This is a genomic window from Pseudomonadota bacterium (assembly GCA_026388275.1).
In the GTDB taxonomy this organism is placed as follows: Bacteria; Desulfobacterota; Syntrophorhabdia; order Syntrophorhabdales; family Syntrophorhabdaceae; genus JAPLKB01.
The window spans coordinates 38243-52662 of the sequence record JAPLKB010000026.1; the positions used below are offsets into that span (position 1 = coordinate 38243).

Genomic DNA, 14420 nt, shown 5'->3' on the forward strand with positions numbered 1-14420 from the left:
TCTTCCATGCCGCCGACCGTCCAAAGAGAATAACTTGACAAGGCATACACGCAAACCCCTCAGCGGCTTTATTTAAAAAACATTGACAGCACTTCAGGCTTATCAAAGAGTCTTAGAAATGCCCAGGCAGGGGGAGAAAGATCCTTGCGATTTCTGTATCCTATCCCGAACCCCAATGTTGGAGATCCTTCAAGGATATGGATTGGTTTTAAAGTACCATTACTAAGCTCCTCCTCAATTGCATCCCTTTCAAAAAAACTTACCCCGTTATCCTGCTGTACAAACTCCTTGAGAAGGACAAGGCTTGCCGATTCCATTGCAATTAACGGATTTACCTTAAATTTTCGCAGATATTCAAGCACGACTTCTCTCACAGCAGAACCTTCTCGTCTCATAATTAAAGGGATTCCCGATAACTGCATCACTGAAATTTCCGAGCCTGGCAGATGGACACTATTCGGCGAGGCAACGAGAATTACCTCATATTTCCAGATGATTTTGACTTTCAGCCTGCTGTTATTCGGTTTATATCGGATAACTGCCAGTTCATTCCGATGGTCTTCTATGCTTTTAACCATTTCTGCATTGGATGCCTGGTCTATGACAATCCTTATGCCCGGATAAGTTGTCTTAAAAGCTGCAATCAAGGGCATCAGTCGTTTTAATGGTGTCTCGGGACACCCTATGCGTAATTCTCCCGACTTGCCGGTAGATAAATCTTCGAAAAAACCTTCCATGTCATGAATCTCCTGAAAAATCTTTCCTGCCCTTTTGAACACAGATTCTCCGGCATGCGTGAGCTGGATAGAGTTGCCATCACGGACAAGGAGCCTTATGCCCACTGTTTCCTCAAGTTGTTTTACCTGCATGGTAATAGCGGGCGGCGTGACCATCAACTCATGGGCTGCCTTAGTAATACTTTGTAATTTTGCAGCAGTATAAAATGCTCTTAACTGATTCATATTAAGAATCATGTTAACCTCTCATTCTTACTATTCAGTTATGCTTAATTGTTATTAATTCTTTTTTGCTTGAATTGTCAATACCTAAAGACTATAAAGTTTAATGAGAGATAAGGAAACTCTAAGGATCGCAATGAAAAGCTATGATATTGTTTTTGTTGGACATGTAGTAGTATGTAAATTTGTTCATTTTGAAAGAAACCCTTTTATCAGGGTAGAGGGTGCATCAACCCATGGGGCAGCAGCAGCTTCATGCTGTAATAAAAATATTGCAGTAGTAACAAGAATGTCTGAAGAATATGTGCATTTTATTGAACCTTTAAGAGACATGGGCATTGATGTCTATGTCAAACACACCCCTAACACCACTCGCATGAAGGTTGTTTATCCAACTGAGAATGTCGACGAAAGACAAATCTATCACGCAAGAAGCGCAGGGTTCTTTCAGATGGATGAAATGCCCTCCATTAAACCCTGTTTGGTTCACCTGAGCGGCCTTAGCGACCAGGAATTTACCCTGGAATTTATGAAGGAACTGAAAAACAAAGGATTCCGACTATCAATTGATATACAAGCTTTTTTATGGAAGGTAGATGATGCAACACATGTAATTCATTTTAAAGACCTGCCGGATAAAAAAGAGATACTGCATATGGTCGAAGCTGTAAAATTGGATATTTCCGAGGCAAAAGCATTTACCGGAACAGACGATCTTGAAAAAGCAGCAGCAATGATTGACAATTGGGGATGCTCTGAAATTATTATAACATCATCGGACGGGGTATTTGCATACAAAGAGGGTAAAAGTTATTTTGAACGATTCTCGAATAGAAGTGTTAAGGGAAGAACCGGACGCGGAGATACAACAATGGGGGCATATCTTGCAAGAAGGATAGATCACACCGTTGAAGATTCCCTGAAATTTGCCGCAGCCCTTGTATCGATTAAGATGGAATCTGAGGGTCCTTTTATGGGCACCCTTGAAGACGTATTGGCAAGAATGGAGGCAAATCGGCTGTTTGTTAATTGCAAGCCCTGATTTGTCAAGTCAGCGTTTGAGTGCTTGATTAGCATCCGACACTGATTTTGCTTTGTTCTAACGGCTTTTTACAGACGGAGATGGAAGCCCCTTTCTCTGACTTAAACCGGCAGGTTCGGATACTGCTTAAGTTAAATTATAATCATCCAAGCTTGTGATATTAAGTGGATTGTTAATGTGAATTTTTTTGATGTGTTTACAACCAAAAGGAAGTCGCTGGTTATATCCGGCAGCAGTTGAGTCAAACATATTTATAAGGAGAATTTCATGAAAAAACAATTACTTATTATCGCTACGCTTGATACAAAAGGCAGGGAAACGGGATACGTAAGGGATTGTGTTCTTGGTCTCGGCGTTCACCCTATTATCATGGACATAGGGGTTATAGGTGATCCGCAGATTAAGCCGGATATTTCAAAGGAAGAGCTTGCAAGGGCAGCTGGATATGAGCTTGAAGAATTAATCAGGATGCATGATCGACCCCGTGCTATTGAAGCAATACAAGATGGCGGACGTATAATAACAAACCGTCTGATGCAGGAAGGGAAACTGGACGGTATTTTCGGGCTTGGAGGCGGAACCGGCACTTCGGTTGTATCATTTATCATGCGGTCTCTCCCGTTCGGTTTTCCAAAGCTAATAGCCTCTACGATGGCATCAAGGGATGTGAGGGAATATGTGGGCACTAAAGACATTGTAATGTTTCATACTGTTGCAGACCTTCTCGGATTCAATGATTTTATACGCCTTATTCTTGCTCAGGCATCTCATGCTATATGCGGAATGATGGAAAAACCATGGAACTTTGAACAATCCAGACCTCTTGTAGCAGTGACAGCGTACGGACCAACCTCTGAATGCGCTACTCTGACTGAGGACTTATTGCTGGAAAAAGGGTATGAAATGGTAGGCTTTCATACAAACGGCTGCGGCGGAATGGCAATGGAAGAAGTCTTACCCGAAGGACGTATAAAAGGAGTTTTGGACTACACGCCCCATGAAATTGCAGATGAAATGATAGGAGGCTACTGCAGTGGGATAGGCCCAAGCCGCCTTGAAACCGCCGGAAGAATGGGAATCCCTGTAGTATTTGCACCCGGAGGCCTTGATAATGCCGCCTTTGGTCCCTCCTATCCTATGCCGGAAAGTTGGGCAGGAAGAAATATATACGGTCATGATACAAGAATTTGCGTGCGTCTTGACGGTTCCGAAATGCAAAAACTTGCCTCAATAATTGCAGCGAAGCTTAACAAAGCACCAAAAACAACCTATGTCCTTATACCAACAAGAGGCTGGTCTGAGGGAGATAAGGCAGGCATGCCGCTTTTTGATCTTGAAACAGACAGGGTATTTACAAAAATGCTTAAAAATCTTTTAAATCCTGAAATACCGGTCGAAGAGGTTGATGCTCACATAAATGATCTGTCTTTCGCTCAAAGGGCTGTAGAGGTTCTGGATGGAATGATAAAACAAAAGAAATCTACAAAATAAATACAAGGCACACATCAATGATGGGAGCATCCTTCAGCGTTTCGATCATTAAAGCTTCATCCTCCCCTCCCCAGGATCACAAAAGATTTGAACAGCGAAGGATGTTCCCATCATTGAAACACAACCATGATTGACACTTAACGGGGGTTTGCTTCACCCGCACCCCCGCCCAGCACCTTGTAAAGCGTCACCAGATTTGTAAGTCTCGCCAGGCGTATGGCTATGAGTCCCTGTTGTGCACTGTACATCGAACGCTGTGCATCCAGAGCCGGCAGGTAACTGTCAATTCCCTTTGTATAACGGGCATTGGAAAGACGGTAGGCATCGGATGATGCCCGGACAAGTGATTCCTGTGCCGCCATCTGATCCCCGACGGTTCCGCGCTGGGCAAGGGCATCGGCAACTTCCCTGAAGGCTGCCTGAATAACCTTCTCATATTGAGCAATAACAATCTCTCTTTCAACTTTAATTGCATCTAACGCAGACCATAAACGGGCATCAAATATCGGCATAGTAACTTGCGGCACGAAGGTCCAGGTATTGGAACCTGCCATGAACAATCTGGAAAGATCATTACTCGTAGTTCCAATGCTGGTGGTCAGGGTAATACGGGGAAAGAGGGCTGCCCGAGCCGCTCCTATGTTGGCATTAGCGGCCTTAAGCCCATGCTCTGCCTGAAGAATATCGGGTCGGCGCAAAAGCACATCGGAAGACAGACCGGGTAAAATATCCTTTGGCGCCATAACCGCATTCAGCTCCCCGGATAATAGTTCAGCAGGGACTGGTGAACCGACGAGAAGGTTCAATGCATTTTCATCCAGAGCCACCTGGCGGACATATCGGGCAATATCCACGCGTGCCGCATCCAACCGGGTTTGTGCCTGACGCAGATCCAATTCAGAGGATGCGCCAACTTCATAGCGACGCAGGATCAGGTTGTAAGTGGCCTGTTGTGTCTCCAGGGTCGATTGAACAAGCTTCAGGTTCTCACGGTCGGCTGCAAGTGTCAGATAAACGTTAGCAACCTCAGCCACAAGTGCAATCTGAGCACTACAGCGGGCCTGCTCGGTAGCAAGATATTGCTCCAGAGCCTTATCTTTAAGGCTGCGAATACGACCGAAAAAGTCCAGCTCCCATGAACTTACACCCACATTAACACTGTATTGTTTGAAACTCATGGCTTCGCCTGAATCAGTGGAGATGTCAGCCGGTATTCTCTGTTCGGTCCAACTGCCGGAGGCATTTATTGCAGGAAACAATTCGGCGCGCTGAATCCGGTAAAGCGCCCTCGCCTTTTCGATATTTAATGTTGCTACCCTTAAATCTCTGTTGTTGTTAAGTGCAAGGTCGATAACATTCCGTAATTTTTCATCAACATAGAACTCGCGCCATCCTATATCAACAGCAACCGGGCCGGTTTCCCCGGCAATAGTCTCCTTGTAGGCAGGCCCTTTCGGCCACTCGGCAGGGACGGGTGATGCAGGACGTTTATAGTCCGGCGCCATGGTTGTACACCCGGCCAGACATATGATTGCAATAATGACAGATAATGCATTTCGTATCATATTAATGTCCCTCCGAAGGAGTAATGGGGGCTGCGTCGTGTTGTTCAGGTATCGGGGCTGGTTGCTTCTCCTTGAACAGACGGGATACGACGACAAAAAGCAGCGGTATATAAAAAAGGTCGATAAATGTTGCAGAAAGCATTCCGCCGGTTACAGCAGTACCGATGGCCTTCATAGCACCAGCTCCTGCACCAGTCGAGATGGCCAGAGGCAAAACACCGAAAAAGAAAGCCAGCGAGGTCATAATGACCGGTCGGAATCTCACCCTCACAGCTCCAAGGGTTGCTTCAACCAGCCCTTCTCCTCGTGCTATCCTCTCCTTTGCAAACTGGATAATAAGTATCGCATTCTTTGTTGTAAGACCAAGAGTAGTAAGAAATCCTATCTGGAAATAGACGTCATTATGCAATCCCCGTCCCCAGGTAAAAAGTGTTGCGCCGAAAACACCGAGCGGCAGCATGAATAAATTGGCAAGCGGGATCGGCCAGCTCTCATAGAGAGCGGCCACGCACAGGAAGATTACGATGATCGAAAAGGCATACAACATGGGCGCCTGGGCACTTGACATCTTTTCCTGGTAAGAAAGGCCGGTCCATTCAAAACCGATCCCCTGGGGCAGTTTTGCAGCGATCTCTTCCATTGCCTTCATTGACTCACCGGAGCTTCTTCCTTGTGCAGGTTCTCCCTGAATGTTCATGGAAGGAAAACCATTGAAACGCTCGAGCCTGGGAGAACCTGTGGTCCAGCGACTGGAAGCAAGGGAAGCAAAGGGAACCATCTTGCCCATGGTATTGCGTACATAAAGCTTCTCTATGTCTTTGGGCAGCATACGGTAAGGGGCGTCCGCCTGAAGGAAAACACGCTTGACCCGGTCAGCCTGAATGAAGTCGTTTACATAGGCGCTTCCGAAGGCCTGCGATATGGTAGCGTGAATTGAGCTGATAGGAACCCCGAGAGCACCGGCTTTTTCCCAGTCCACGTCAACCCTGTATTCGGGTATATCCTCCATGCCATTGGGCCGGACCTTAGTCAGACGTGTATCTTTTGAAGCCATAAAGAGGAGCTGGTTGCGGGCTTCCATGAGCTTCTGGTGACCGAGCCCACCCCGGTCCAGCAACTGAAAGTCAAATCCGGTTGCCATACCCAATTCGATCACCGATGGCGGCGGGAAAGCGAATACCATTGCGTTGCGTATACCGGAAAAGGCCTTCATGGCCCGCTCGGCAACAGCCTTCACCCTCAAGCTTGACCGGTTGCGGAGCTTCCAATCCTTTAGTTTGACAAATACCAGGCCATTGGTCTGTGCCCTTCCCGAAAAGCCAATACCGGAAATCGTCATACAGGATTCCACCGCCTCCTTTTCATTCTCCTGGAAATGGTTTTGTACCTGGTTTACAATCTTCTGTGTCTGTTCAATCGTGGAGCCTGTGGGCAACATTATCTGAGTAAGCATTATCCCCTGGTCTTCATCAGGAACATAGGATGTAGGTGTGCGAAGGAGAAGAATCCCAACAACCGCCACAATCACGACATAAATTACCGCATAGCGCGTTTTCTTTGAAAAAGAATTGCCGACTATTTTCACGTACCGTTCTCTGATCCGGAAAAATATGCGGTCAAACCACACAAAAAAAGGACGCAGGAAACGAATTGCATTTTCCGCCTGCTCATTTCCTGCTTTTACTGGTTTGAGCAGGGTGGCACAGAGGACCGGTGTCAGGATTAAGGCTACAAGCACAGACAGGAGCATGGAAGCAATGATGGTGATAGAAAACTGACGATAGATGACCCCGGTAGATCCACCAAAGAAAGCCATTGGGCCGAAGACAGCCGAGAGCACAAGCCCGATGCCGATAAGTGCGCTTGTTATCTGTTCCATAGACTTAGCTGTAGCTTCTCTGGGCGAAAGCCCTTCCTCACTCATAATACGCTCCACATTCTCCACCACAACGATGGCATCGTCTACCAGAAGGCCGATGGAGAGCACCATTGCGAACATGGTCAGCATATTGATGGAAAAACCGAAAAATGAAAGCGTCGCAAAGGTGCCGAGGAGTACCACCGGCACCGCGATGGTCGGGATCAGAGTCGCCCGGATGTTTCCCATGAAAAGCCACATAATCAGAAAAACCAGCAGGATTGCCTCAAGGAGGGTTTTGACAACCTCTTCTATGGCTACCTTAACAAAGGGGGTAGTATCATAGGGATAAGTAATCTTCATCCCATGAGGGAAAAACCGGCTCATCTCTGCCATTTTTGCTTTGACCGCATCGGCCGTATCCAGGGCATTCGCCCCTGAAGCCATCCTGATGCCCATGCCTGCTGAGGGTTTGTCGTTGTAAAAGGACTCGATGTCGTAGGAGTCGGTCCCCAGCTCCGTTCTTCCTACATCCTTGATCCGTACGATGGAGCCGTCCGGATTGATGCGGATGGGAATAGCGGCAAATTCTTCCGGGGTTTTAAGCATGCTCTGGACAATGATTGAAGCGTTAAGTCGCTGGCCTGCCACTGCCGGCAACCCGCCAAGCTGACCGGCGGATACCTCAACGTTATAGGCCTTTAGAGCCATAACAACATCCTCCACGGTCAGATGGTAATCTACCAGTCTATCGGGATTGAGCCATACACGCATGGCATATTGGGATCCGAAGTTTTCCACCTCACCCACGCCCGGCACGCGAGCCAGCACCTTTTCCAGGTTGGATTGGGCATAGTCTCTTAAGTCGTTACCGTCCATGCTGTTGTCTTCTGAAATAAGGTTCACAATCATCAGCCAATTTCTGGTGGCTTTGCCCACAGTGACACCCCGGCGCTGGACCACCTCGGGCAAACTTGCCATGGCGAGTTGTAGCTTGTTCTGCACTTTGGACCAGGCAAGGTCCGGATCAGTCCCAGGGGCAAATGTCAATTCAACACGGGAGGTCCCAGCCGAATCGCTGGTAGAAGATAGATAGAGCATTTTGTCGAGACCTGTCATCTTCTGCTCGATAATCTGGGTCACGCTGTTTTCAACAGTTGCCGCCGAGGCTCCAGGGTAGGATGTCGTAATGTATATCGATGGAGGTGCGATGGGAGGGTACTGTGATATTGGCAGGTTGTAGATAGCAAGTGCACCTACAAGCATTATGATTATGGCGATAACCCAGGCGAAGACAGGGCGGTCCAGAAAGAATTTCGATAACATTGGTTACCTCCCCTTAATTCGCTTTTGCAGCAGGCTTGATCGTCTTCCCGGCCTCCGGGCTATCCTTCTTGCTGTTATCAAAGGGGACAACCTTCACAGAGACGCCGGGGCGCACTTTTTGAATACCCTCGACGATAACGCGATCACCAGGTACAAGGCCCGAGGGTACGTTCCATTTGTCGCCGATAGCACGAGCAACAGTTACCATTCGCTGCTGAACCTTACCTTCAGCGTCAACAATCAACACGACGGGATTCCCTTTTGGGTCGCGTGAGACCCCTTGCTGCGGGACAAGAATAGCACGGTCAACGACACCTTCCTGGATGAGGGCGCGCACATACATTCCAGGAAGAAGGATATGTTTCGGGTTCGGAAAGACCGTCCGGAGGATATATGATCCGGTGCTTGGTTCAACGGTGACATCGGAAAACTTCAGGGTCCCTTCTAACGGATAGGGTTTGCCGTCTTCAAGCAGCAACTTCGCTTGTGCCTGTCCTGGACCAATGCCTTTTATATTGCCGGCAGCTATGTGACCTTTGAGTTGCAGCAGGTTAACGCTTGATTTTGTCGCGTCAACATAGATCGGATCAAGCTGTTGAACAACGGCAAGTGCAGAAGGCTGGCTTGCAGTCACAAGGGCACCCACTGTCACATTGGATTTACCTATACGCCCGGATATTGGCGATTTAACACTGGTATATGCGAGGTTTATCCTTGCAGCCTCTGTTGTTGCTTTGTTTGCCTCAATCTCAGCCTCCGCCTGTTTTAGAGCAGCAACCACATCGTCATATTCCTGTTGGCTGACTGCGTTTATAGTAACCAGTTCCTTATAACGCTGTGCCCTGTTCCTGATGGATATGACATTGGCTTCAGCCCTGGCAAGGGCTGCCTTGGCGCCGGCGTAAGCTGCCTCATAGGTGGCAGGATCGATCTGGTAGAGTATTTCACCGGCCTTTACATCGCTCCCTTCAGTAAACAGGCGCTTCTGAATGATGCCGCTCACCTGGGGCCTTACTTCTGCAACAAGAAAAGCAGAGGTTCGTGCAGGATTTTCCGTTATGATCGGAAAGCTCTCTGTTTTCATTACTACTACAGCAACTTCGGGGATACCGCCCTGAGGCGATCCCTTTGATTTTCCACAACAGGTCAGCATCAGGCAGAGGACGATAATTCCCATGACTACAATCAGTCTGGTTCTGCTAATTGCTTGCATATACACCTCTTTATTGATTAAATTTAAATAATCACTCTTTATGTCTCACTCGTCACAACGTCAGCGAGCCTCAACAATTCTTCTACGATTCTGCTGCGTTGTTCTTCGGTAAACGGCGATACAGACAGGATTTCCTGTAATAGGAGACCATCCGATGCAAGGGCCAGCACAGAGGCCCTTTCAAATTTGACACCTGCGGATACGATTTCATCATAGCCACCTTTAATAGCTTCGCGCACAGGCTCAGCAAGTTTGGGGTTGTACGCAAGTGCCGCAAGAAGAGAAGAACCCACACGTTGGGATTTCTCGTCACGAAGCAAGGATGACAGTACACGAGCCTTGAGTCCCCGGGACTTGCTGTCTGGAAGTTCATTCCAAATTTTTTTCCTGAATTCTTCCCGGGATTTGATAAGTCGGCTGATCATCGCCTTAAGGAGCGCTATTTTTGTTGGAAAGTGATGCAGGAGTCCCCCTTTGCTGACGCCTGCCCTGTCAGCAACCGCATCCAGTGTCATATGCGCCGCACCTTCTTCCATAACAACAGCCTCTGCAGCATCCACAATAGTATCATATGAACTGTGTCGTGGACTCATAAACCACACTCCTTTTATATTTTGACTATACCGGCTGGACGGTATAGTCAAAATACTATAGGAAGTTATTATTGTCAAAATATTTCTATAATTTAAACACAGAAAAACAAAAAAATCTTTTCAAAAAACTTTTTATTGATCTGAAGTACAAAGTTCTTCCTTATTAAAAAATCGTAAAGCGCGATGAAGATGCCTGATTTCAATGCATAAGTATTAATGTTATTCCCTCAGAAAATATGATATAGAACTTAATAGATGGGGTGTCAATGGATTAAAATTTACTCTAAAATATAGTAAAATCTCACCGACCTGGAACTGTATGAACCGGCTTCCTGATGCAAAAAGATGAAAGAATGTTTGTTCATACCTTATTAAATTTTTGTTTCAAATAGGGATTCTAAAGGGTTTTAAAAAAATTGCAATAAATTAAAGCAACAGTTTAGAATTCTGTCAATCTTAGATAGAGAGTGTTTTTATTGAAGGATTTTTTTAGTCATATGCTGTTATATTTGCGTCCTTACAAGCTTCAGGTATTTTTACTGATGCTGGGTATGGTTGCAGGTCTGACCTATGACACCATCTTGCCTCTTAGTTTCAAATTCCTTATAGACGATGCGATAGAGCCTAAAAACCGGAAGTTTCTGATAGTTATCCTGGCATTGCTCGCAGCGGGAGGAATCGTAGCTTCGATCATTGCTGTAGGCAGGGACTATCTCTATGCGCAGCTTGGTTCGAAAGTACTGAAAGAATTACGCGTCAGGACTTTTAGTCACCTTCAACAGCTTTCAGTAGAATTTTATTCGCGCACGCGTGTTGGCGAAATTATAGCACGTTTTACCACTGATCTTGCCGCAGTAGAAAACGCCATTGTCCTTGCGTTACCTGCAGGTATTTTATCTTTTCTTGGGCTGATTTTCAGCGGGATTCTCTTGTTTATCCTGCAATGGAAGCTTGCTTTGCTTTCAATTATAGGTCTGCCGATATGCCTTTTAGGACCAAAACTGCTGGGGAGCAGTACTTACAAAGCCAATTATGTTTTCAAAGAAGAGCAGGCCAAGGTTTCAAACACCGTGCAGGAAAATGTAAGCGCCCAAATAGTAATAAAATCATTCGGGTTGCAAAAATCTGTTACTAAAAGATTTACTGATCAGATAGCCAATTACATGAAGATATCCGTTCATGCAAATTTTTTAAACTATATGATGGAGAGAACACCCAACATAGGCATACTTATTTTCAATTTAATGGTTATATGTGTCGGGGCTGTCCTTGCATTCAACGGACACCTTTCAATAGGGGCACTGGTAGCATTTCACGCCATTTTCGTTAGCCTGAGCCAGTCTGTTTATGGCATCACCTGGGTAATACCTCAGATTATGCAAGCTTCCGTAGGGTTGCAACGAATTGAGGAAATATTGAGTGAGCAGCCAAGAGTGGACGACAAGCCGGAGGCTTCCGAACTCCCTCGCCTTTCCAGCGAAATCGCCCTGAAAAACATTACCTTCGGCTATACAAGCGAACAATTAAACCTCAAGGATGTGAGCATTACCATTCCGAAAGGTTGGTCTGCTGCCTTTGTTGGTTCGAGCGGCTCCGGTAAAAGTACAATAATTAATCTGGTAATGAGGTTCTATGACCCTAATAGCGGGTCAGTCACATTTGACGGCACTGACCTGCGCGATGTAAGCCAGGATTCCCTGCGTTCCCAAATTGGCATAGTCCTCCAGGAAAATTTTCTTTTTAACATGTCCATTCGGGAAAATATCAGAATGGGCAGGCAGGAGGCAAGTGATCATGACATTGAAGAGGCAGCAAAAGCAGCAGAAATTCATGACTATATTATGAGTATGCCTGGCGGCTACGATACAGAAGCAGGTGAGCGTGGAGGAAGGCTATCCGGCGGGCAGAGACAGAGAGTCGCAATTGCCCGGGCACTTGTAAGGAATCCCGAAATTCTGATTCTCGATGAAGCAACTTCAGCTCTCGATCCGGCTTCTGAAGCCGCAATTAATAACACTCTTGGTCAAGTCGGCAGAGAGAGAACTGTCCTGTCCGTTACCCACCGCCTTTCATCGGTCATCAATGCAAACCGGATATTTGTACTTGATCGGGGTCGGATAGTGGAGCAAGGCAGTCACGAGGAATTGCTCCGAAAAAAAGGTGTCTATAGTGGATTATGGCAAAAACAAAGCGGTTTTATTCTTAGCGGTGATGGTGAAATCGCCGAAGTAACGATAGACAGGTTAAGGCTTTTGCCAATTCTTAAAGACCTTGGTGAAGAACTGCTAAAGGAGATCGCTGGCCTTTTTGTTACCGAACATTATCCAAAGGATCGGGTAGTCGTACAGGAAGGAGATCATGGGGATAAATTTTATATAATTGTCCGCGGCAGGGTACATGTCCTAAAAAGTCTTACCGAAGACAGGGAACAGGTGGTTAATGTCCTGGAGGACGGCGATTATTTCGGAGAGATAGCCCTGCTCAAAAATATTCCCCGGTCGGCAACTGTTCGAACAACTGTGCCTTCTGTATTACTGGCACTTCAAAGGGATTTATTTTTAAGTCTTATTAAAAAAGCGCCTGACTTAAAAGAAACCTTGGAGAAGGAAATTGCCCGTTATCTTTAAGGATAAAAAAAGGGATTAAAATTGTACCCTGCAAAGGTCTCAAAAAACTCCTTAGGGCAGTGTCTTACAGCTGCAGATAATCTCGATCCAGGCACTATAGTGGCGCGCTTTGAGGGGGATGTTGTTGAGTATAAAGATGTGCCTGAAAATGAAATTTGCCACGTCTTGCTCACAGGGAAAGACAAGTGGCTGATTTGTTATGGCCCGGCGAGATATATCAATCACTCCTGCGAGCCGAACTGCATAATAACAGACGATCTTACTGTGGTAACTACCTGTAAGGTCCAGGATGGCGAGGAATTAACTATAAGCTATAATACCATTACTTTAGAAGAGTTCGAAAAGGACCCTGAATGTTTTTTTTGGGATGACAGATGGTCTTTTAAGTGTCAGTGCGGGAGCCGGAAATGCCAGGAGATTATTAATTGCTATATGATTGTGAAAGCATCGAACAATAAAAAGGTCTGACAAAGGTTGGGTAGCCGAGAAATGATTTATGCAGGTAAAAGCAATAAAGGCCGGGGGATATTTGCTGGAAGAAATTTTGCCAAAGGAGAAATTATCGAGAAATGTCCGATAATTGTAATTCCAGCGGCGGAGTGGGAGTACATTGAAAAAACAGTTTTATATAATTATTGTTTCAGTTGGGGCAAAGATATGGAAGATGCCGCAATCGCTTTAGGTCTCGGTTCTTTGTATAATCATTCATATAACCCCAATGCCTTGTATATCAACAATCTTCCCCAAATGTCCATTGAATTTATTTCATTAAAGGATATTGAAGAAGGCGAGGAAATAACCGTAAATTATAACCGGGACCCCGATAACAAAAAGCCTTTATGGTTTGAGGTTATTGATTGACGGAGGCATCTTAGTTTGTCAAAGAAAACTGTTCATAAGAATTTGAACCTCAGGACCCGTGGGCCAATATTAGACCTTGAAAAGCATCTGCCTGCAGATTGGTGGAAAAAGATATTTAATTCGCTTTATCTTAAGACAGACGGTGACGTGGTTGAAAACAAGGAAAATACGGAACTTGAGGTAAATATTTTAATTAAGGCGACGGGCATTAAACCTGACAACCGTTTTTTGGACCTGTGCTGCGGCCAGGGAAGACACTGTATTGAGCTTGCCAGGCGGGGATACATTCATATAACGGGTCTTGACCTTTCGCAGTACCTTATCCGACTGGCCAGGAAACGGGCTGCTTCAGCCGGATTTTCAATTGCTTTTCATAAAGGAGATACCAGGAAGTTACGTTTTCCTGAAAAATCTTTTGACTGCGTTTCTATCATAGGAAACTCATATGGGTATTTTGAACGTAAAGAAGATGATTTAAAAGTTTTAGAGTCTGTAAAAGACGTTTTATGTGTAAACGGAAAATTATTTTTGGATATTTCCGACGGAGAGTGGCTCAGGGCAAACTATGCACAGCGTTCGTGGGAATGGATAGACCGGAATTATTTTGTCTGCCGCGAGAGGTCGCTTTCTTCAGACAATACCCGACTGATATGCCGGGAAGTTGTCATACACGCGGGCAAAGGAGTTATTGCCGACCAGTTCTATGCCGAGCGCCTTTATACATATGGTCAAATAACCGATCTTCTGAAACAAGCCGGTTTTATTTCAATAAAAAGCAACGGAACTATCACTACAGGTTCTGATCGCAACCAGGATCTGGGCATGATGGCCCATCGTTTTTTTCTAACCGCTGTAGCTCCCTGATAATATTTAAACCTAATTATT

At 45.7% G+C, this 14420-nt stretch carries 11 protein-coding genes; 6 read left to right on the forward strand and 5 right to left on the reverse strand.

Translation table 11 applies throughout. The features are described 5' to 3' along the window. Positions 1 to 68 precede the first annotated feature (68 nt). Positions 69 to 974: a LysR family transcriptional regulator gene (locus NT010_07250; protein MCX5805847.1), complete on the reverse strand. Its 906-nt coding sequence runs from the start codon at positions 972 to 974 to the stop codon at positions 69 to 71. 91 nt (positions 975 to 1065) lie between these two features. Between NT010_07250 and NT010_07255 the strand changes: the two genes are divergently transcribed. Next, entirely contained in the window at positions 1066 to 2001 is a 936-nt protein-coding gene (locus NT010_07255; GenBank protein ID MCX5805848.1) for a PfkB family carbohydrate kinase, read from the forward strand. A gap of 267 nt (positions 2002 to 2268) precedes the next feature. Beyond that, complete coding sequence (locus tag NT010_07260) at positions 2269 to 3492, forward strand: Tm-1-like ATP-binding domain-containing protein (GenBank protein MCX5805849.1); 1224 nt, start codon at positions 2269 to 2271, stop codon at positions 3490 to 3492. A gap of 137 nt (positions 3493 to 3629) precedes the next feature. On the opposite strand, the gene NT010_07265 is transcribed toward NT010_07260, so the two are convergent. From NT010_07265 to NT010_07280, 4 genes are read right to left on the reverse strand one after another with little or no spacing between them, the layout of a single operon-like run. Further along, positions 3630 to 5057, reverse strand: a complete 1428-nt coding sequence (locus NT010_07265) for an efflux transporter outer membrane subunit (protein ID MCX5805850.1) — start codon at positions 5055 to 5057, stop codon at positions 3630 to 3632. Between the two features lies 1 nt (position 5058). After that, positions 5059 to 8241, reverse strand: a complete 3183-nt coding sequence (locus NT010_07270; GenBank protein ID MCX5805851.1) for an efflux RND transporter permease subunit — start codon at positions 8239 to 8241, stop codon at positions 5059 to 5061. A 13-nt stretch (positions 8242 to 8254) separates the two neighbouring features. After that, entirely contained in the window at positions 8255 to 9454 is a 1200-nt protein-coding gene (locus NT010_07275; GenBank protein ID MCX5805852.1) for an efflux RND transporter periplasmic adaptor subunit, read from the reverse strand. 38 nt (positions 9455 to 9492) lie between these two features. After that, positions 9493 to 10047, reverse strand: coding sequence for a TetR/AcrR family transcriptional regulator (locus tag NT010_07280; GenBank protein MCX5805853.1), 555 nt, complete (start codon positions 10045 to 10047; stop codon positions 9493 to 9495). Between the two features lie 497 nt (positions 10048 to 10544). Between NT010_07280 and NT010_07285 the strand changes: the two genes are divergently transcribed. From NT010_07285 to NT010_07300, 4 genes are read left to right on the forward strand one after another with little or no spacing between them, the layout of a single operon-like run. After that, positions 10545 to 12674 (forward strand): ABC transporter transmembrane domain-containing protein, encoded by a 2130-nt coding sequence (locus NT010_07285; GenBank protein ID MCX5805854.1) that lies wholly within the window; start codon positions 10545 to 10547, stop codon positions 12672 to 12674. Positions 12675 to 12695: 21 nt separating this feature from the next. After that, positions 12696 to 13142: an SET domain-containing protein-lysine N-methyltransferase gene (locus NT010_07290; GenBank protein MCX5805855.1), complete on the forward strand. Its 447-nt coding sequence runs from the start codon at positions 12696 to 12698 to the stop codon at positions 13140 to 13142. Positions 13143 to 13163: 21 nt separating this feature from the next. Beyond that, positions 13164 to 13535, forward strand: a complete 372-nt coding sequence (locus NT010_07295) for an SET domain-containing protein (GenBank protein ID MCX5805856.1) — start codon at positions 13164 to 13166, stop codon at positions 13533 to 13535. Between the two features lie 15 nt (positions 13536 to 13550). Beyond that, positions 13551 to 14399 carry a class I SAM-dependent methyltransferase gene (locus NT010_07300; protein ID MCX5805857.1) on the forward strand — a complete coding sequence of 283 codons (849 nt, stop codon included), beginning with the start codon at positions 13551 to 13553 and terminating at the stop codon, positions 14397 to 14399. Positions 14400 to 14420: the final 21 nt, after the last annotated feature.